Source organism: Klebsiella pneumoniae, assembly GCF_000742135.1.
In the GTDB taxonomy this organism is placed as follows: Bacteria; Pseudomonadota; Gammaproteobacteria; order Enterobacterales; family Enterobacteriaceae; genus Klebsiella; species Klebsiella pneumoniae.
In genome coordinates this window covers 5,085,874-5,104,618 of record NZ_KN046818.1, presented here as the reverse complement: position 1 = coordinate 5,104,618, position 18,745 = coordinate 5,085,874, and the positions used below count along the sequence as shown (strand labels likewise).

General features: G+C 60.1%; 19 protein-coding genes. 11 read left to right on the top strand and 8 right to left on the bottom strand.

The genetic code is table 11. The features are described 5' to 3' along the window. Positions 1–4: 4 nt before the first annotated feature. The gene (rhaS, locus tag DR88_RS01890; protein WP_023285682.1) at positions 5–841 is read right to left on the bottom strand and encodes an HTH-type transcriptional activator RhaS; all 837 of its coding nucleotides are present in this window, start codon (positions 839–841) and stop codon (positions 5–7) included. A gap of 310 nt (positions 842–1,151) precedes the next feature. Here rhaS (DR88_RS01890) and rhaB point away from each other — a divergent pair, with 310 nt between their 5' ends. The 9 genes from rhaB (at position 1,152) to rhaM (ending at position 11,133) form a co-directional block, all read left to right on the top strand. Next, positions 1,152–2,618, top strand: coding sequence for a rhamnulokinase (gene rhaB / locus DR88_RS01895; protein ID WP_004150376.1), 1,467 nt, complete (start codon positions 1,152–1,154; stop codon positions 2,616–2,618). After that, positions 2,615–3,874 (top strand): L-rhamnose isomerase, encoded by a 1,260-nt coding sequence (rhaA, locus tag DR88_RS01900; protein WP_004150375.1) that lies wholly within the window; start codon positions 2,615–2,617, stop codon positions 3,872–3,874. Before rhaB ends, rhaA begins: the two co-directional genes overlap by 4 nt. Positions 3,875–4,023: 149 nt before the next feature. Further along, positions 4,024–4,854 carry a rhamnulose-1-phosphate aldolase gene (gene rhaD, locus DR88_RS01905; RefSeq protein WP_025861494.1) on the top strand — a complete coding sequence of 277 codons (831 nt, stop codon included), beginning with the start codon at positions 4,024–4,026 and terminating at the stop codon, positions 4,852–4,854. An 81-nt stretch (positions 4,855–4,935) separates the two neighbouring features. Beyond that, positions 4,936–5,922 (top strand): rhamnose ABC transporter substrate-binding protein, encoded by a 987-nt coding sequence (gene rhaS / locus DR88_RS01910; RefSeq protein WP_002882880.1) that lies wholly within the window; start codon positions 4,936–4,938, stop codon positions 5,920–5,922. A gap of 145 nt (positions 5,923–6,067) precedes the next feature. Further along, a complete protein-coding gene (locus DR88_RS01915) occupies positions 6,068–7,579 on the top strand; it encodes a sugar ABC transporter ATP-binding protein (RefSeq protein ID WP_004150373.1) in 1,512 nt (503 codons plus the stop codon). Then, the gene (locus DR88_RS01920; protein ID WP_004220853.1) at positions 7,576–8,583 is read left to right on the top strand and encodes an ABC transporter permease; all 1,008 of its coding nucleotides are present in this window, start codon (positions 7,576–7,578) and stop codon (positions 8,581–8,583) included. The genes DR88_RS01915 and DR88_RS01920 overlap by 4 nt, the downstream gene beginning before the upstream one ends. Next, complete coding sequence (locus tag DR88_RS01925) at positions 8,580–9,584, top strand: ABC transporter permease (RefSeq protein ID WP_025861493.1); 1,005 nt, start codon at positions 8,580–8,582, stop codon at positions 9,582–9,584. The genes DR88_RS01920 and DR88_RS01925 overlap by 4 nt, the downstream gene beginning before the upstream one ends. An 89-nt stretch (positions 9,585–9,673) precedes the next feature. After that, complete coding sequence (gene fucO, locus DR88_RS01930; protein ID WP_002882871.1) at positions 9,674–10,822, top strand: lactaldehyde reductase; 1,149 nt, start codon at positions 9,674–9,676, stop codon at positions 10,820–10,822. Then, the gene (gene rhaM, locus DR88_RS01935; protein WP_025861491.1) at positions 10,819–11,133 is read left to right on the top strand and encodes an L-rhamnose mutarotase; all 315 of its coding nucleotides are present in this window, start codon (positions 10,819–10,821) and stop codon (positions 11,131–11,133) included. Before fucO ends, rhaM begins: the two co-directional genes overlap by 4 nt. A 37-nt stretch (positions 11,134–11,170) precedes the next feature. Here the strand turns inward: rhaM and DR88_RS01940 are convergent, their stop codons facing one another. From DR88_RS01940 to DR88_RS01955, 4 genes are all read right to left on the bottom strand, one after another. Continuing rightward, entirely contained in the window at positions 11,171–12,436 is a 1,266-nt protein-coding gene (locus DR88_RS01940; RefSeq protein ID WP_025861489.1) for an MFS transporter, read from the bottom strand. 41 nt (positions 12,437–12,477) lie between these two features. Beyond that, positions 12,478–14,601 carry an alpha-galactosidase gene (locus DR88_RS01945; protein ID WP_004150370.1) on the bottom strand — a complete coding sequence of 708 codons (2,124 nt, stop codon included), beginning with the start codon at positions 14,599–14,601 and terminating at the stop codon, positions 12,478–12,480. Positions 14,602–14,716: 115 nt separating this feature from the next. Next, positions 14,717–15,712, bottom strand: coding sequence for a substrate-binding domain-containing protein (locus DR88_RS01950; RefSeq protein ID WP_004150369.1), 996 nt, complete (start codon positions 15,710–15,712; stop codon positions 14,717–14,719). Positions 15,713–15,799: 87 nt separating this feature from the next. Next, positions 15,800–16,348, bottom strand: a complete 549-nt coding sequence (locus DR88_RS01955) for a helix-turn-helix domain-containing protein (protein ID WP_002882865.1) — start codon at positions 16,346–16,348, stop codon at positions 15,800–15,802. A 99-nt stretch (positions 16,349–16,447) separates the two neighbouring features. On the opposite strand from DR88_RS01955, the gene DR88_RS01960 reads away from it, so the two are divergent. Continuing rightward, positions 16,448–17,107, top strand: a complete 660-nt coding sequence (locus tag DR88_RS01960) for an AzlC family ABC transporter permease (RefSeq protein ID WP_004195589.1) — start codon at positions 16,448–16,450, stop codon at positions 17,105–17,107. After that, positions 17,107–17,430: an AzlD domain-containing protein gene (locus DR88_RS01965; protein WP_002882863.1), complete on the top strand. Its 324-nt coding sequence runs from the start codon at positions 17,107–17,109 to the stop codon at positions 17,428–17,430. Before DR88_RS01960 ends, DR88_RS01965 begins: the two co-directional genes overlap by 1 nt. Here the strand turns inward: DR88_RS01965 and DR88_RS01970 are convergent. Genes DR88_RS01970 through DR88_RS01980 form a run of 3 tightly spaced genes read right to left on the bottom strand, consistent with a single transcriptional unit; the run spans position 17,427 to position 18,733 of the window. Beyond that, entirely contained in the window at positions 17,427–18,020 is a 594-nt protein-coding gene (locus DR88_RS01970) for a P-loop nucleotide/nucleoside kinase family protein (RefSeq protein WP_025861486.1), read from the bottom strand. The two genes, DR88_RS01965 and DR88_RS01970, sit on opposite strands and share 4 nt — an antisense overlap. Beyond that, positions 18,017–18,454, bottom strand: a complete 438-nt coding sequence (locus tag DR88_RS01975) for a PTS sugar transporter subunit IIA (protein WP_002882861.1) — start codon at positions 18,452–18,454, stop codon at positions 18,017–18,019. Before DR88_RS01975 ends, DR88_RS01970 begins: the two co-directional genes overlap by 4 nt. A 9-nt stretch (positions 18,455–18,463) precedes the next feature. Further along, a complete protein-coding gene (locus DR88_RS01980; protein ID WP_002882858.1) occupies positions 18,464–18,733 on the bottom strand; it encodes a hypothetical protein in 270 nt (89 codons plus the stop codon). Positions 18,734–18,745 lie beyond the last annotated feature (12 nt).

Here is an 18,745-nt window from a genome sequence, read left to right as displayed (position 1 = left end):
CGCGTTACTGAAGAATGGCGTCGCGCCCCTGGCGGATATCGCGCGGCGACCAGTCGAACTCCCGGCGAAAAAGCGTCGAAAAGTGGTTACTGTCGCCGAAGCCGCAGCGATAAGCGATATCAGTCACGCTTTCATCGCTGTGGCGCAGCAGGTGGCGGGCTTTCATCAGGCGCACCCGATTAAGATAGCGCTGTGGCGTCAGACCGGTCTGCTGCTTCAGCTGGCGGTGCAGCGTACGCAGCGACAGCGAAAACTGCGCCGCCACCTCCTCCCAGCAGATCTCCTGCGCAAAATGCTCTTCGAGCCAGGCCAACAGCTGATTCAGCCGCGCATCGTTGTTGGTGGCCTCTTCCGCAAGGCTGCTCTTACGTAACAGCACCAGCAGCTGCATAAACAGGATCTCACGGCTGGCGACGGCATGAGTATCCGTATCGCTCCCCACGGCCTCGATCTGCGCCACGATATGCCGCACCTGTTGCAGGACGGTTTGATTCACCCGCCAGTGCGAGGGGTAGTTTCCTTCCTGTTCCTGGGGCAATAGTTGACTGACCCCGGCGAGAAAGCGAAACGCATCCGGCGCGCGATAGAGCACATTGGTCAGACACAGATTATCCGTGTGCTCGTAAAGATGGCGGTCGTGATCGCGGATAAAACAGACCGAACCGCCGCCAATGGTATAGGGCTGGCCATTGAAGACGTGAATACCCGATCCCTGCTCCACGATAACTATTTCATGAAAATCATGGTGATGCTCCGGAAAGGCCGACTGAGGGAGGCGGGGTTCAATAGCCACCGTCGAGATCCCGGCCTTAAAGAAATCCGTACTGTGCAATATGGTCATGATGCCACCCTCGTAATGAGAAAAATTATCAGTCACCGGCTGATAGTAATGAAGGGTTGGCTATCCGGCCTTCAATTTTTGACCGCGAAATTCGTAAATCCTGCCGCTTTTTCAAGAATCAGCCGGAAAGATGCGGAACTGCGGAGGCCATCACATCCCCCTCGCCATCCCCTAAAACCGCAAACTGTGATGTCCCTCACGGTCACCTTTGCTTTCTTGCCAGCGGCCAGTTTTGGCTGTCCGTAGCGAGAAGGTGTCAGTAAACGGCCTTTTTTAGACTGCGGACAATGATTTTAAGAAGGATCGTTTCATGAGTATTCGTCATTGTGTCGCTGTCGATTTAGGCGCCTCCAGCGGGCGGGTGATGCTCGCCAGCTATCAGCCCGGGCCGCGCGCCCTGACGCTGCGCGAAATTCATCGCTTCACCAATAGTCTGCAGAAAGTAGACGGCTTCGACTGCTGGGATGTAGATAGCCTGGAAGGCGAGATCCGCCGCGGGCTGGAGAAAGTGTGTGAGCAGGGCATTCTGATAGACAATATCGGCATCGATACCTGGGGGGTAGATTATGTCCTGCTGGATAAGCAGGGCCAGCGCGTCGGGCTGCCGATCTCCTATCGTGACGACCGCACCCAGGGCCTGCTGCGTCACGCTGAAGCGCAGCTGGGCCGGGCGGAAATCTATCGCCGCAGCGGCATTCAGTTTTTGCCGTTTAACACGCTTTATCAGCTGCGCGCTCTGGTGGAGCAGCAGCCGGAGCTGGTCAGTCAGGCTGCCCATGCCCTGCTGATCCCCGACTATTTCAGCTTCCGCCTGACCGGCAATCTGAACTGGGAATATACCAACGCCACCACCACCCAGCTGGTCAATATTAACAGCGATAGCTGGGATGAGACGCTGCTGAACTGGACCGGCGCGCCGTTGGCGTGGTTCGGAAAGCCGACCCACCCCGGCAATGTGATAGGCCACTGGATCTGCCCGCAGGGTAACCGAATTCCGGTAGTCGCTGTCGCCAGCCACGACACCGCCAGCGCGGTGATCGCCTCCCCGCTGGCCGACCGCCATGCCGCCTATCTCTCCTCCGGCACCTGGTCGCTGATGGGGTTTGAAAGCCTGACGCCGTACACCTGCGACGCGGCGCTGCAGGCCAATATCACCAACGAAGGCGGAGCCGAAGGCCGCTATCGGGTGCTGAAAAATATCATGGGCCTGTGGCTGCTGCAGCGGGTGCTAAAAGAGCAAAACATCAGCGACCTGCAGGGGCTGATCGCCCGCACCGCCGCGCTACCGGCGTGCCGCTTCATAATTGACTGCAACGATGACCGCTTTATCAACCCGGCCAGTATGAGCGCCGAGATCCAGGCCGCCTGTCGCGACGCCGGGCAGCCGGTTCCTGAAAGCGATGCCGAACTGGCGCGCTGCATTTTCGACAGCCTGGCGCTGCTCTACGCCCGGGTGCTTAACGAGCTGGCGGCGCTGCGCGGCCACCCCTTCAGCCAGCTGCATATCGTCGGCGGCGGCTGTCAGAACACGCTGCTCAACCAGCTGTGCGCTGACGCCTGCGGGATCGCCGTCGTGGCCGGCCCGATAGAGGCCTCCACCCTCGGCAATATCGGCATCCAGTTAATGACCCTCGACGAGCTGGCCAATGTCGATGAGTTTCGTCAGGTAGTGCGCGGCAACGCGGCGCTCACCACTTTTACCCCCAATCCTGATAGTGAAATTGCCCGTTTCGTGGCGCAGTTTCAGCCACAACAGACCAAGGAGCTTTGCGCATGACCACTCAACTTGAACAAGCCTGGGAAATTGCTAAGCAGCGCTACGCCGCCGTCGGCGTGGATGTCGAGGAGGCCCTGCGCCAGCTGGACCGTCTGCCCGTCTCCATGCACTGCTGGCAGGGTGACGACGTCGCCGGTTTCGAAAACCCGGCGGGAAGCCTGACCGGCGGTATCCAGGCGACCGGCAACTACCCGGGCAAAGCGCGCAATGCAGAAGAACTCCGCGCCGACCTTGAGCAGGCGCTGAGCCTGATCCCGGGGCCAAAGCGTCTCAATCTGCACGCTATTTACCTGGAATCCGACGCGCCGGTAGCCCGCAATGAGATTAAGCCGGAGCACTTTAAAAACTGGGTTACGTGGGCGAAAGCCAACAAACTGGGGCTGGATTTCAACCCCTCCTGCTTCTCGCATCCGCTGAGCGCCGACGGCTTTACCCTGTCGCACGCCAACGATGAGATCCGCCAGTTCTGGATCGACCACTGCAAAGCCAGCCGCCGCGTATCCGCTTATTTTGGCGAACAGCTGGGCACGCCGTCGGTGATGAATATCTGGGTGCCGGACGGCATGAAGGATATAACCGTTGACCGCTTCGCCCCGCGCCAGCGGCTGCTGAACGCCCTTGATGAGGTGATCAGCGAGAAGCTCGACCCGGCGCACCATATCGACGCCGTGGAGAGCAAGCTGTTCGGCATCGGCGCCGAAAGCTACACCGTCGGCTCCAACGAGTTCTATATGGGTTACGCCACCAGCCGTCAGACGGCGCTGTGCCTCGATGCCGGCCACTTCCATCCGACGGAAGTGATCTCCGACAAGATCTCCGCCGCCATGCTCTACATCCCGCGCCTGCTGCTGCACGTCAGCCGCCCGGTGCGCTGGGACAGCGACCACGTGGTGCTGCTGGATGATGAAACCCAGGCCATCGCCAGCGAAATCATTCGCCATAACCTGTTTGACCGCGTGCACATCGGCCTCGACTTCTTCGATGCCTCCATCAACCGCATCGCGGCCTGGGTGATTGGCACCCGCAATATGAAAAAAGCGCTGCTGCGCGCCCTGCTGGAACCGACCGCCCAGCTGCGCCAGCTGGAGAACGACGGCGATTACACCGCCCGCCTGGCGCTGCTCGAAGAGCAAAAATCGCTGCCGTGGCAGGCCATCTGGGAGATGTACTGTCAGCGTCACGACACGCCGGCGGGCAGCCAGTGGCTGGACAGCGTACGGGCTTATGAGAATGCGGTTCTGAGCCAGCGCGGGTAATGCACGGGCTTCCCCGGGTCGCGGCTGACGCCTTACCCGGGCTACGAACCGGTAGCCCGGATAAGCCGTTTACGGCGCAATCCGGGGGCACGCACATATTTAGGGTGAGGGGGTCAACCCCGCACCGAATCAACAGGAAAGACAAGACTATGCAGACCATTATCGACGCCTGGTTCGTCCAGGGCATGATCAAAGCCACCTCCGACGCCTGGCTGAAAGGCTGGGACGAACGCAACGGCGGCAACCTGACGCTGCGTCTGGATGAAGCGGATATCGAACCTTACGCGGCGGATTTCCACGCCAAACCGCGCTATATCGCCCTCAGCCAGCCGATGCCAACCCTGGCCAACCAGCCATTTATCGTCACCGGCTCCGGCAAATTCTTCCGTAACGTCCAGCTCGACCCGGCCGCTAACCTCGGCGTGGTGAAGGTCGACAGCGACGGCGCGGGATACCATATCCTGTGGGGCCTGACGGAGGATGCCGTCCCGACCTCCGAGCTGCCGGCACACTTCCTGTCGCACAGCGAGCGCATCAAACTGACCGGCGGCAAAGACCGGGTGATCATGCACTGCCATGCCACCAACCTGATCGCCCTGACCTGTGTTCTGGAGAACCACAGCGATCTTTTCACCCGTAAGCTGTGGGAAGGTAGCACCGAATGTCTGGTGGTCTTCCCGGATGGCGTCGGCATTCTGCCGTGGATGGTGCCGGGCACCGATGAAATCGGCCAGGCGACCGCCGAAACCATGCAAAAACACTCGCTGGTGCTGTGGCCGTTCCACGGCGTCTTCGGCAGCGGCCCCACGCTGGATGAGACCTTCGGCCTGATCGATACCGCCGAGAAGTCCGCCGAAGTGCTGGTGAAAGTCTTGTCGATGGGCGGGATGAAGCAGACCATCACCCGCGACGAGCTTATCGCCCTTGGCAAACGCTTCAACGTGCAGCCGCTGCAGTCCGCTTTAGATCTTTATCCATAACAACATCGCGCCCCGCTCACCGAGACGGGGCGAAATATCACCTGCAAACCCTACAAAACTAACTCATGTGGAGTAAAAGCAATGAAAACAAAGACAAGCTTGATCCTCACCGTTGCCGCCCTGGCGTTGTCCGGTTCCGCCTTAGCCGAAGTTAAAATCGCCCTTGTGGCGAAATCGCTGGGAAATGGCTTCTTCGAAGCCGCCAACGTTGGCGCCCAACAGGCAGCCAAGGAGTTAGGTGATGTCAAAGTGATCTACACCGGCCCGACCACTACCACCGCCGAGGCGCAGATCGACGTGCTGAACGGGTTGATCGCCCAGGGGGTGGATGCGATCGCCATTTCCGCCAACGATCCGGACGCGGTGGTGCCGGTGCTGAAAAAAGCGATGCAGCGCGGCATCAAGGTGGTCTCATGGGACTCCGGCGTGGCGCCGGCAGGCCGTCAGATCCATCTTAACCCCTCAAATAACGCCTTAATTGGCGAAACCAACGTCAAGCTTGCCGCCGATGCGCTGCAGGCGCTGAACGTTGAGAAAGGCGAGGTGGCCGTGTTAAGCGCCACCCCAACCTCCACGAACCAGAACATCTGGATTGAGGAGATGAAAAAGGTGCTACCGCAGTATCCGTCGGTGCAGCTGGTCACCGTCGCCTACGGTGACGATCTGTCGGATAAAAGCTACCGCGAAGCGGTGGGTCTGCTGAAATCATATCCGGACCTGAAAGTCATTGTCTCGCCGTCGTCGGTGGGGATTGTTGCCGCCGCGCAGGCGGTGAAGGACCAGGGCAAAATCGGCAAAGTGTATGTCACCGGGCTGGGGCTGCCGTCGGAAATGGCCGGCGCGATCAAGTCCGGCGCCAGCAAAAGCTTCGCCATCTGGAACCCGATTGACCTGGGCTACGCCGCCACCTATCTGGCCGACGATTTAGTCAAAGGCACGGCGACCAAAACCGAAGCCAGTATGGGCAAGCTGGGCAAAGTGAAGCTGGACGCCGAGGGGAATGGCGCGATGGCCAAGCCGTTTGTCTACGATGCGAGCAACATCGATAAGTTCTCGAAAATTTTCTAATCCTTGTTCCCTCACCCCGGCCCTCTCCCGGAGGGAGAGGGGGAACGGCTGGCCCTCTGCGCGATGCGGCCAGCGGACGCCGGACCGTTCCCTCGCCCCTGTGGGGGAGGGTTAGGGTGAGGGGTGATTTTTGTGGAGAACTATCATGTCAGCATCAACGCCACTGCTGTCGCTGAAGGGGATCACCAAGATTTTTCCCGGTGTGCGCGCCCTTGAGAACGTGCAGCTTGATCTCTGGCCCGGCAAAGTGACCGCCTTAATTGGCGAAAACGGCGCGGGGAAATCCACGCTGGTCAAAGTGATGACCGGTATTTATCAGCCCGAAGAGGGCGAGATCCTCTATAAAGCGATCCCCATTCATCTGCCAACGCCGGAGTCAGCGCATAAGGTAGGGATCACCGCCATTCACCAGGAAACCGTGCTGTTTGACGAACTCTCGGTCAGCGAAAACATTTTCGTCGGCCAGTATCTGTATAAGGGACTGCTCAAAACGCTCGACTGGCCGGCGATGCACCGCAGAGCCAACGAGATCCTCACCCGGCTGGAAGTCCAGATCGACCCGCGAGCCACGCTGAAAACCCTCAGCATCGCCCAGCGTCACATGGTGGCGATTGCCCGGGCGCTGGCTTTCGACGCCCAGGTGGTGATCCTCGATGAGCCGACCGCCGCGCTTTCCCAGCATGAAATCCTGGAGTTTTATCACATCGTTGAGCGTCTGAAGCAGGACGGCAAAGCGATCCTGTTTATCTCGCATAAGTTCGATGAAATCTTCGAGCTGGCCGATTATTACACCATTCTGCGCGATGGGGTGTACGTCAGCTCCGGGGCGATAAGCGACATCACCGAAGAGCGGATGGTGTCGATGATGGTGGGCCGGGCGATCAGCCAAACCTACCCGAAAGTCGACTGCACACCCGGAGAAACGGTGCTGGAGGTGACCGATCTCTGTCATCCTACCGAGTTTGCCCATATCAGCTTCCGCCTGCGCAAGGGAGAAATTCTCGGCTTTTACGGCCTGGTGGGCGCCGGACGCACCGAGCTGATGCAGGCGCTCTCCGGTGTCTCGCGCCCCTCCTCCGGCGAGATCCGCCTGAACGGCAGAACCATGCGCTTTCACCAGCCCGCCGACGCCATCCGCGCGGGCATCGTCTGCGTGCCGGAAGAGCGGCAGAAACAGGGAGCGATCATCGCCCTGCCTATCGCCCAGAACATCAGTTTACCGCAGCTCAGCAAGCTCAACCCTAACGGCGTCCTGAACGACGCCCGGGAATGGCGGCTGGCCGACGAGTACGCCTCGCGCCTGCAGGTAAAAGCCTTCAGCTGGCGGCAGCCGGTGGAGACCCTCTCCGGCGGCAACCAGCAGAAAGTGGTGATTGGCAAATGGCTGGCGACCCAGCCCGAGGTGATCATTCTCGATGAGCCGACCAAAGGCATCGATATCGGCTCAAAGGCCGCCGTGCATCAGTTTATGTCCGAGCTGGTCAGCCAGGGGCTGGCGGTGATTATGGTGTCGTCAGAGCTGCCGGAAGTGATGGGCATGGCCGACCGGATTATCGTAATGCACGAAGGGCTGATGGTCGCCGAGTACCGGGCCGGGGAAGCGACGGCGGAAACCATCGTTAGCGCCGCCAGCGGCATCGGCCAGGAGGCAGCATGATGGGACACGCATGGCTGAAACATCGCGAAGCGCTGCTGGCGGTGGTCATCATTTTGATGATCGGCGCCATCGGCAGCCGGGCGCCGTCGTTCGTTTCACCGGGCAATCTGGTGGAGATGTTTAACGATACCGCCATCCTTATCATCCTCGCCCTCGGCCAGATGATGGTGTTGCTCACCAAAGGCATTGATCTGTCGATGGCCGCCAACCTGGCGCTGACCGGGATGATCGTCGCCCTGCTTAACGCCCACTATCCGGGTATTCCGGTGGTAGCGCTGCTGGCGCTGGCGACTCTGCTGGGCCTGCTGATGGGAGTAATTAACGGCCTGCTGGTCTGGCGCCTCGGCATTCCCGCCATTGTGGTGACCTTGGGCACCATGAGCATTTATCGCGGCATTATCTTCCTGCTGACTGACGGCGGCTGGGTTAACTCACATCAGATGAGCGCTGATTTTCTCAGTCTGCCGCGCAGCCCCCTCCTGGGGCTGCCGCTACTGAGCTGGTGCGCCATCGCCGCGCTGCTGCTGGTGGGTTATTTCCTGCGCTACAGCCGCACCGGCCGGGCCTTATACACCGCGGGCGGCAACGCGACGGCGGCATACTACACCGGCATTAACGCCGGAAAAATGCAGTTCGTCAGCTTCTGTCTCTCCGGCGCGCTGGCCGGCTTCTGCGGCTATCTGTGGATCTCGCGCTTCGCCGTCGCCTATGTCGACGTCGCCAACGGTTTTGAACTCCAGGTGGTCGCCGCCTGCGTGATCGGCGGTATCAGCACCATGGGCGGAAGCGGACGGGTGCTGGGCTGCCTGTGCGGCGCGCTGTTCCTTGGGGTCATCAATAACGCCCTGCCGGTGATCGGCATCTCGCCCTTCTGGCAAATGGCGATTTCCGGGGCGGTGATCGTCATGGCGGTGCTGCTCAACGAGCGCGGCAATCGCGGTCACGGGCGGTTAATCCTGCGCAACGCGGCGTTAGCCCGACAGAAACAGGCGGTGAAATCATGAGCAAAATGATGGTATCTGAAGAGATGAAAAACGCCCCGGCCGCGCCGTCGCCGCTGCGCCGCCTGCTGTGCTGGGAAGGGTTTTTACTGGCGGTCACCCTGGCGGTATTTATCGGCAACGCCGTGGCTTCCCCGTACTTCCTCAATATCTGGAACCTGTCGGACGCCACCTTTACCTTTACCGAGAAGGCGATCGTCGTCCTGCCGATGGCGATGCTGATTATCGCCCGGGAAATCGATCTGTCGGTAGCCTCGACGATGGCTCTCAGCTCAACGGTGATGGGCTTCTGCGCGGCAGCGGGGATGGACACTCCGCTGCTGGTGGTCATCGGCCTGGGCGTAGGTCTGCTGTGCGGCCTGTTCAACGGCTTGCTGGTGACCCGCTTTAACCTGTCGTCCATTGTGATCACCATCGGCACCATGAGCCTGTATCGCGGCATCACCTATATCCTGTTGGGCGATCAGGCACTCAACCACTATCCGGAGAGCTTTGCCTGGTTCGGCCTGGGATACGTGTGGGGGGCGCTCTCTTTTGAGTTTGCGCTGTTTATCCTCCTCGCGGCCGCCTTCACCTTCCTGCTGCATAAAACCAACTTTGGTCGCCGGACCTACGCCATCGGCAATAACCCGACCGGCGCCTGGTTCTCCGGGATCAACGTTAAGCGTCATAACCTGGTGCTGTTCGCGCTGGTTGGGCTGATGGCCGGGCTGGCGGCGGTCCTGCTGACCTCACGGCTCGGCAGTACCCGCCCCACCCTGGCGATGGGCTGGGAGCTGGCGGTTGTCACCATGGCGGTGCTCGGCGGCGTCAATATTCTCGGCGGCTCCGGCAGCATGCCCGGGGTGATCATCGCCGCCTTTCTGATGGGGCTGGTGACCTTCGGCCTGAGCCTGCTGAACGTCCCCGGCATCGTGATGTCGGTGATTATCGGCGCCATGCTGATCGTGGTGATCTCCCTGCCGATTATTACCCGGCGGATGATGCAGCGAAGACGATGTTAATTTCCCCCTCACCCTGGCCCCCTCCCTGCGGGAGAAGGTCGGGGTGAGGGGAAACGGATTTCCCAAAATCAACATTAAGGAGAATTATCATGAGTTTTATGTTGGCACTACCTAAAATCAGCCTCCACGGCGCAGGCGCGATCGGTGATATGGTCAAGCTGGTAGCGGGCAAACAGTGGGGCAAGGCGCTGATCGTCACCGACGGTCAGCTGGTGAAGCTGGGCCTGCTGGACAGCCTGTTCGCCGCGCTGGATGAACAGCAGATGGCTTATCAGCTATTTGACGAGGTATTCCCCAACCCCACCGAAGCGCTGGTGCAGCAAGGCTATGCGGCTTACCAGGCGGCCCGCTGCGATTACCTGATCGCCTTCGGCGGCGGTAGCCCGATTGATACCGCCAAAGCGATAAAAATCCTCACCGCCAACCCAGGCCCCTCCACCGCCTACTCCGGCGTCGGCAAAGTGAAAAACGCTGGCGTGCCGCTGGTGGCCATCAACACCACCGCCGGCACGGCGGCGGAGATGACCAGCAACGCGGTAATTATCGATAGCGAGCGGCAGGTGAAAGAGGTGATTATCGACCCGAACCTGATCCCGGATATCGCCGTCGACGACGCCAGCGTGATGCTCGACATTCCGCCAGCGGTTACCGCCGCCACCGGCATGGATGCCCTGACCCACGCCATCGAGGCCTTTGTCTCCGTTGGCGCCCATCCCCTGACCGACGCCAACGCCCTCGAAGCCATCCGCCTGATCAACCTGTGGCTGCCGAAAGCGGTAGACGATGGACACGATCTGCAGGCCCGCGAGCAGATGGCCTTTGGCCAGTATCTGGCGGGCATGGCGTTCAACAGCGCCGGCCTCGGGCTGGTACATGCCCTGGCCCATCAGCCTGGCGCCACCCACAACCTGCCGCACGGGGTATGCAACGCCATCCTGCTGCCGATCATCGAAAACTTTAACCGCCCGAACGCGGTGGCGCGCTTTGCCCGCGTGGCGCAGGCGATGGGCGTCGATACTCGCGGCATGAGCGATGAAGCTGCCAGCATGGAGGCCATCAATGCCATCCGCACGCTGAGCAAACGCGTAGGGATCCCCCAGGGTTTCAGCCAGCTTGGCGTCAGCAAAGCCGATATCGAAGGCTGGCTGGATAAAGCGCTGGCCGACCCATGCGCGCCGTGTAACCCGCGCCCCGCCAGCCGCGATGAGGTTCGCGAGCTCTATCTGGAGGCCTTATGATCCGTAAAGCCTTCGTCATGCAGGTGAACCCCGACGCGCACGAGGAGTACCAGCGCCGCCATAACCCCATCTGGCCGGAGCTGGAGGCAGTGTTGAAGGATCACGGCGCGCACCACTACGCCATTTATCTCGATAAAGAACGCCATCTCCTGTTCGCGACGGTGGAGATTGAATCGGAAGCCCGCTGGGAAGCGGTCGCCAGCATGGAAGTGTGCCAGCGCTGGTGGAAATACATGCGCGAGGTGATGCCCAGCAACCCGGATAACAGCCCGCTGAGCGCGGAGCTCAAAGAAGTGTTTTATCTGGCGTAAAAATAACTGGCCTCCCTCCAGACGGGAGGCCGGTCGATTAAACGGTCATTGCATTATCGCGCAGCGGCTCGGTTTTCGCCTTACCCGCTAACGTAAACGCGGAGATTAAGGTAACCGTCAGAGCAATACCACCGAGGATCATATAGGTCTCCTGGAAACCGATCCGATCGTACATATTGCCGGCGAAGGCGGAGAGGAAGATCGCCGCCACCTGCTTGGCGAACTGGAAGCCCACCAGGTAAATGGTCGCCGACAGCCGGACGTCAAACACGCCGGTGATGTATTTAAAGGCGCCCACCAGCAGGAACGGCACCTCCAGCGCATGGAGCATTTTCAACGCTACGACTTCCGCGGCGGTGGTGGCGAAGGAAGAGCCAATCATTCTTGCCGCCATCACCATCCCGGCGATCAGCAGGGTATTCTTCGCTCCGATACGGTTAATAATCCACGGCGAGCTGAACATAATGATGGCGTTACATATTTCTCCCGCGGTGGTGGCGAAACCAAAGGCGCGGGTGCCCGCTTCCGGGGTCGCGAAGAACGATTTGAAGAAGGTGGCGAACTGCTGATCGAAAACGTCATACACGCAGGCCACGCCGATAACATACAGAATAAACATCCACATCTTACGCTGGCGGAACATGCGCACCGCCGTTTTTAAATCGATCGCCGGGCGATTGGCGCCGAGCGAGTCCATTACCTGCGCGGACTGACTGGCCTGCGGTTTGGCGATGGCCACCAGCACCACCAGCAGCAGCGCGGCGGCCGACCCCATCCAGAACACCCATTCGGGATTAATGCTGAACAGCATTCCGGCGGTGGTCGCGCACAGCGCCCATCCCAGGCAGCCAAAGGTGCGCGCCTTGCCGTATTCAAACCCGCTGTTGCGGCTTACCCGTTCGATATAGGCCTCCATCGCGCCGGCGCCTGCGGAGAATACAAAGCCGATATAGGCGCCGCCGCTCAGCGCCCCGAGCCAGATATTGGTTTTCAGCAGCGGAGCGAAAACATAAAGGAAGAAGGGAGCAATCAGCACCAGCAGAACGGTCACGATCCACATCAGGTGTTTTTTCAGCCCCAGCTTGTCAGAGATCACTCCGAGGATCGGCTGGAAACAGATGGCGAACAGCGACAGGCTGGAGAAAACGAGGCCGGTTTCGGTTTTATTCAGGCCGATGACGTCCGACAGCCAGATCGGCAGAAACGGAAAGCAGGTGGCCATGATGAAGAAGTAGAGAAAGAAGAACAGCCCGAAAATCCAGAAGTTGGGGTTGTTTTTGTGGGTACAGACGGTCGGGTTCATTATATTTTCCTCAAGAAGGGCCGCAGCGCGGCCCGATACCATCACACGCGTTGCAGACCAATCAGAATGGCGCTTTCCGGGTCGAGGATGGGTAGCGCCAGCCCCGCCTGCTGCAGCCACTCACCGCTCACCGTCTGCGGCGTCGTCATCCATGCCGGCAGCTTCCGCATGGTGTGGCCGCCCTCGCCGGTGATCTGAATGTTCGGATGATCGAGGAGCGTCACCTGATAGCGGGCGCTCGCCTCCAGGCCCGCCAGGCGCAGCGGCGCCATCAGGGTGTAGTCCGGCATCGCCAGCTGGCTAACGAGGAAGATCGCCTGCGCTTTATCCGGGCTAACGACGCCATGGGCAAGGGTGGTGGCGTCCGGCATATCTATTCGCCACTGCACGCCGTGATGGATCACGTCGCGCCACTGTTTATGCAGGGCTGCATATTTTCGGTATCCGGCGCGCTCTTCTTCATCGGCGCTCACCGGATCCAGCTCAAGGCCCATATGACCGAACAGCGCCGTCAGGCCGCGAAAGGCGATACTATGCTGGCGGAAGGTGGCATGACAGTGGCGATTGCCAATGTGCGCGCCCATTACCTCGGGTGGAAAGAAGTAGCTCATGCCGCGCTGGATGGTGTTGCGCTCAAGGGCGTCATTGTTGTCAGACGCCCAGAAGCGATGGCTGCGTTTGAGGACTTCATAATCGATCCGTCCGCCGCCGGAGGAGCAGGATTCAAATTCAATGTGCGGGAAACGGGCCACCAGCGTATCCAGCAGGCGGTAGAACTGGCGCGTTTGCGCGTCCACAGCGGCGCGTCCCTGATGCCCAGGCTGCACCAGCTCGCGGTTCATATCCCACTTCACGTAGTCCACCGCATGCTCGCCCAGCAGCCAGCTCATCCGCTCCAGCAGATAATCAAACGCTTCGGGAATGTTGAGGTTCAGGACAAACTGATGGCGGCCGGTCAGCGGGGTATAGCCCGGCAGCGCCAGCACCCAGTCCGGGTGCGCCCGGTACAGATCGGAATCCGGGTTAATCATTTCCGGCTCCACCCAGATACCGAATTCCATACCCAGAGACTTCACGTGATCGATAACCGGCGTCAGGCCGTAGGGGTATTTTTTCTCATCGAGATACCAGTCGCCAAGCGCCGCCCAGTCGTCGTTGCGCCCTTTAAACCAGCCGTCATCGATAATAAAGCGCTCGACGCCCAGGGCCGCCGCTTCGTCGGCCATACGCATGATGTAGTCCGGGTCGTGGTCGAAATAGATCCCCTCCCAGGTGTTGAGATGCACCGGGCGCGGTTTGTTGCCCGGGAAACGAATAATCCGTTCGCGCAGATAACGATGGAACTGCTGGCTCATGCCGTTCAGCCCATTCGCCGAGTAGCTGGCATACAGGTACGGCGTCCACAAGGTTTCCCCTTCCGCCAGCGCCATTTCGCCCGGCAGATAGAGCGCCTCGGCCTGCAGATAGCGACGGCCATCGGTTTTCACCTCCGCCCGCAGGCGATGGTTACCGCTCCAGGCCAGATGCACGCCCCAGACTTCACCCTGCATCTCGCTAAAGGCGCGGCTGCCGGTGATCAGGGCCGGGAAATGTTCGTGAGAGGTGCGCCCGCGGCGGTTCTCCAGCACAAAGCTGTCGTGCTCCAGCGTCAGGCGGTGAGGCTGAAACTCGCGGATCCAGCGGCCATGGAAAGCCATCACCTCGCGAGCGCGTTCGGCGACCGGCAGCGTGACCGCCAGGCGATCCACCTGCCATGGGCTGGCGCGCAGATTGGTCACGCCATGGCGCACGCTCAGCACGCCGCTGGCATCCAACGCGATCTCGCTCTGCAGGCGCAGGCCGGCCTGCGGATCTTCGCTGACCAGGGTCAGCGTCTGGCCCTCGTGCCGCACTTCGCTGGTGGTGAACAGCGGAGAGGCATCCAGCCCCTGACGATGGCCTTCAATGCCCGGCGCGCCAAACAGACCATGGCCCAGCTCCGCCATTAAGGTCACTGGCGAATCAACATCCAGTCTGCCGTTGGCGACCGGGCGCGTCAGGCTGTCGGCATCCTGCGGCGAAAAGTGGCTTAAATGCGGTCCCCAGTAGACAATTTCGGCGAAAGGGCGGGTTTTAATCACAACATCGGCACCGGCGCTTTGCAGGTGAATCAGCGAATCAGACATCAGACATCTCCATTACAAGGAATGTCTTACTGTTGATCCGAAACGTTTCGGATGCCAACCAAAACGTTTCGGATCCGTGATCGGCTTCAGAATTACGGGTTAAAAAGGGGTAAGATCAGGCGGTTTCACCTGGGAAAAATTCCGGCTGCCATAGCACCTGCAGCGTGGCGAGATCCTCCCCGGCGATTAAGCGACGCACCATATCAGCAATCTGCCGTCCCACGCCCTGGCGCGTGGACTGGATCACCGCGGCGACATCGGTCTCAATGATGCTGTCCTGCGGCAACCCGTCGTACACCACCAGGGCGACGCGGTTGTCGCCGGTTAAACGCCCCAGGTGGGCGAGCGCCATCGCGGCGCCATCGCCATGGGTGTTGCAGTCGGTGATAATCGCGGTAGGCGGCTCAGGCAGACGCAGCAGCTCCAGCGTGGCCTGATAGCCGCCGCGGCGCGTCGCCGGCACGCTACGCAGCCATGCATCGGATAACCCCGCCTCGCGCAGGGCATCGAGGTAGCCGTTACGCCGTTGCAAAATAAACGCCTGATTGTTGTTCTCGCCCAGCAGAGCGATACGCTGGTGGCCCTGTTGAATCAGATGGCGGGTGGCGCGGCAGGTGCCGGCATAGTTATCGAAATCAAACCAGGCGTAGGGCTGCGCCAGGCGGCTACGGCCGAGCGCCAGAAACGGAAAGCCGGAGGCCTGCAGCTGCGCCAGCCGCGGATCGTCATCCAGAGTATGGGCCACGATTAATGCATCGACGCGACGGCCCTGCACCATGCGCATATAGCCATGTTTATCCGCCTGCTCATCATCGGCGATCAGCAACAAATCAATGTCATTGCGCGCCAGCTCATGGCTGATCTCCCCGACCATCTCGAGAAAAACGTTATTGTTGAGCGGCGCGGGGCGGACAGGAAAGACGAGACCAACGGCATCGATGGTGCCCATTTTCAGACGGCGGGCGAAAGTGTTGGGGCGATAGCCCCGGCGCTGCGCTTCAGCCTCAACCCGGGCGCGGGTCTCCTGCGACACATCGTCGTAGCCGTTCAACGCCCGGCTGACGGTCGTGACGGAGATCCCAAGTTGTTTGGCAATGGCTTTCAGCGACATAAAAATCCCTGTTTTCGCATAGGAAAGCTAGTTTCCCGCAATATGGCTATGACGTCCAGCGAGCGCGCGTCCCCCGCCGACGCGATGTCAGTTTTGCTCAGCGATCAGCAGGGCCTGCGTATCCGGCTCCAGCGCCTGAAAAACATGCTCCTGATCCGCCGGGTAGCAGATATAGTCGCCCTCGCCGAGCTCTTCCGGCGCCGACGTCAGCCCTACCCGCGCCCGCCCCTGGGTGACGATAATATGTTCCACCGAGCCTGGCGGATGCGGATGCGAAATGCGGTCGGCGCCGGGCTGGGTGAGCAGCAAATAGATGTCCCGACGCGCGCCGGGCGGACAGGCGGCCAGCAAAATGGCCTGATAGTTCGCCTGCTCTGCCACCACTTTGGTCCCCTCGCCGCGGCGGATCACCTGCGTTTTGTTCACCTGCGGCTCAAGCAGCCTGGCAAATGGAATATCCAGCGCTACGCAGAGCGACCACAGCGTTTCCAGACTCGGGTTGCCGTTGCCGGACTCCAGTTGCGATAGCGTGGATTTTGCGATACCCGCCCGACGCGCGACTTCCGCCAGCGAAAGCCCGGTCCGCGCCCGCTCCCGCACCAGACTTTTGGCGATAACGCTGATTGGCTGTGTCATACCCGCCCCTTGTTTTTTATATCGAACAATTCGTTCGCCTTGAAAAACGATCATTATGTGTTCATTATAATGGAAATTCGTTCGATATGGCTAAGTGATATGAAACAAACTCTCTCCAGTCTCAGCGGAGACACGATAAAAGCGATTGTTTTGGTCTGCCTTGCCGTCGGGGTGGTGGGCATGTCCTATGGGTCGCTGGCGGTGGCTTACGGCTTCCCTTTATGGGTGCCGCTCTTGCTTTCGGTGTCCGTGCTGGCAGGCGCTTCTGAATTCATGTTTATCGGCATTGTCGCCAGCGGCGGTAGTCCGCTGGCCGCCGCCGCCGCCGGCCTGTTAGTCAATGCGCGTCATATCCCGTTCGGGGTGACCGTACGCGAACTGGTTGGTCGGCGCGCCTTAAGCTTTATCGGGTGCCACATTATGAACGACGAGAGCGTGGTCTTTGGCTTGTCGCAGCCCACCCCCGCGCAGCGCAAAGCGGCCTACTGGCTGTGCGGCGCTGGCGTCGCGCTGATCTGGCCCCTCGGTACGCTAACCGGCGCGGCCGTCGGCAAACTGCTGCCAGCGCCGGAAACCATCGGGCTTGATGCGGTCTTCCCGGCGATCCTGCTGGCGCTGGTGATCCCGGCCTTTAAAAACCGCACTACGCTGATCCGCGCCGCCAGCGGCGCCGCGCTGGCGCTTGCCGCCGTACCGTTTGTGCCCACCGGGCTGCCGGTGCTGCTTTCGCTGTTCGGTTTACTGTCGAGGAAAAAATAATGGGCAATATGACGCTGTTTATCGCCGGTATCGCCATCCTGTCGCTGGGAACCTATCTGATGCGCCTCGGCGGCGCGAAGCTCGGCAATCGGCTGGCATTTTCCGAGCGCTCGCAGGCGCTGCTTTCCGATGCGGCGACGGTGCTGCTTTTTTCCGTCGCCCTTGCCACCACTTTCTATGAGGGCGCACATTTCGCCGGTATGGCGCGCGTTCTGGGCGTTGCTTTCGCTGTGTTCCTCGCCTGGCGCAAGGTCCCGCTGATCGGCGTGATTATCGCCGCCGCCGTGGTGACCGCGCTGCTGCGCCTGGCGGGTATGCCCTAGGACGAGTAAGCGTAATCTGTAAAACCGCTGTGCTGTTCGGCGATCGTGCCTACAAGCCACTGAATAACCGGTTCGATTTGCAGCGGGTGCCGCTGGTCTATCGTCAGTACAGGTCCTAACGACATGGGCTGCGCCCGCCCGGCCAGCTGGGCCAGCTCCGGCAAATACTCTTCTCCGGGGTGGCCCGGCGGCCGCGTCGCCAGCCGCGAGGCATAGCGCGCGACGGCCAGCTCCGGAGAGATATGGTTCCAGACCTCAATCACCTGCTCCACGCCCGCCTGCTGTAGCAGTCTCTGCAAGGTCTCCCGCGGCTGAAAGCCGAACCAGGCGTCGATCAACCAAACCATACTGGCAGGCGACGCGCCGACAATCGACCAGATCACCTCATACGCCGCGCAGCCCAGCTGGCGATTCATTGGCCGGTCGACCGGGGCCAGACGCGCCATAAACGGCTCTTTGATGCCGTCGATGGTCAATACCGGCAGGCTGAAGGTCTCCGCCAGCAAACGGGTAATGGTGCTCTTCCCCGACGCCGGAATGCCGTTGATTAAAATGGCCGTTTTGCAGCCTGGGGTCAGATGTCTGTTCATAGTAATGCGACAACCTCCTCCCGGCTGCGGGCCGTCCGCAGTTTGGCCATGGTGTCATTATTATCCAGCAGCGCGACGATGGAACGGATGCCCTCCTCGATATGCGCATTGCTGTCCCGGGCGCCAAACATAATAACAATGTCCGCTTTTTCACTGTCCGCAAAGGGAATAGGCTTTTCCAGCACCACCAGGCTAAAGCAGTTGCGTCTGACGCCGCATTCGGGGCGGGCATGGGGGATGGCAATCCCTTCATCAAAAACGTAATAAGCGCCATGATTTAAAGTATTGTCGATCACCGCCTGGCTATATTCCGTCGAAATAAAGCCTTTTGCCTCCAGCGGGCGGGCAGCCAGCTTTATTACCCGCTGCCAGTCGGACTCCACAACGCCAACCTGAATGGCATCGGCCTCAATAAGCAGTTCTTTTATGGTCATTCTCTGTTCCTAGATATTGCGGCGAATAATATTGCGTAAATTATCAATCTGCAGAAACAGCGCATCGATATCCTGCCGGTGGCTCTTACTTTTGGCATATACCGATAATGCCCGGTTGTAAGTCAACATCAATGTTTTTTGCACGTCGCTATTATCGGGCTGGCGCTGTAATTCGCCTTCCAGTCTGGCGATCTCTTCCGCCAGCTGACGGGACTGTTGATCATAATCCTGCAGCGGGTTTTGCTCTTTTTTCCACAGCGTTTTCAATGATTCAAACATAGCAAGCTCCCT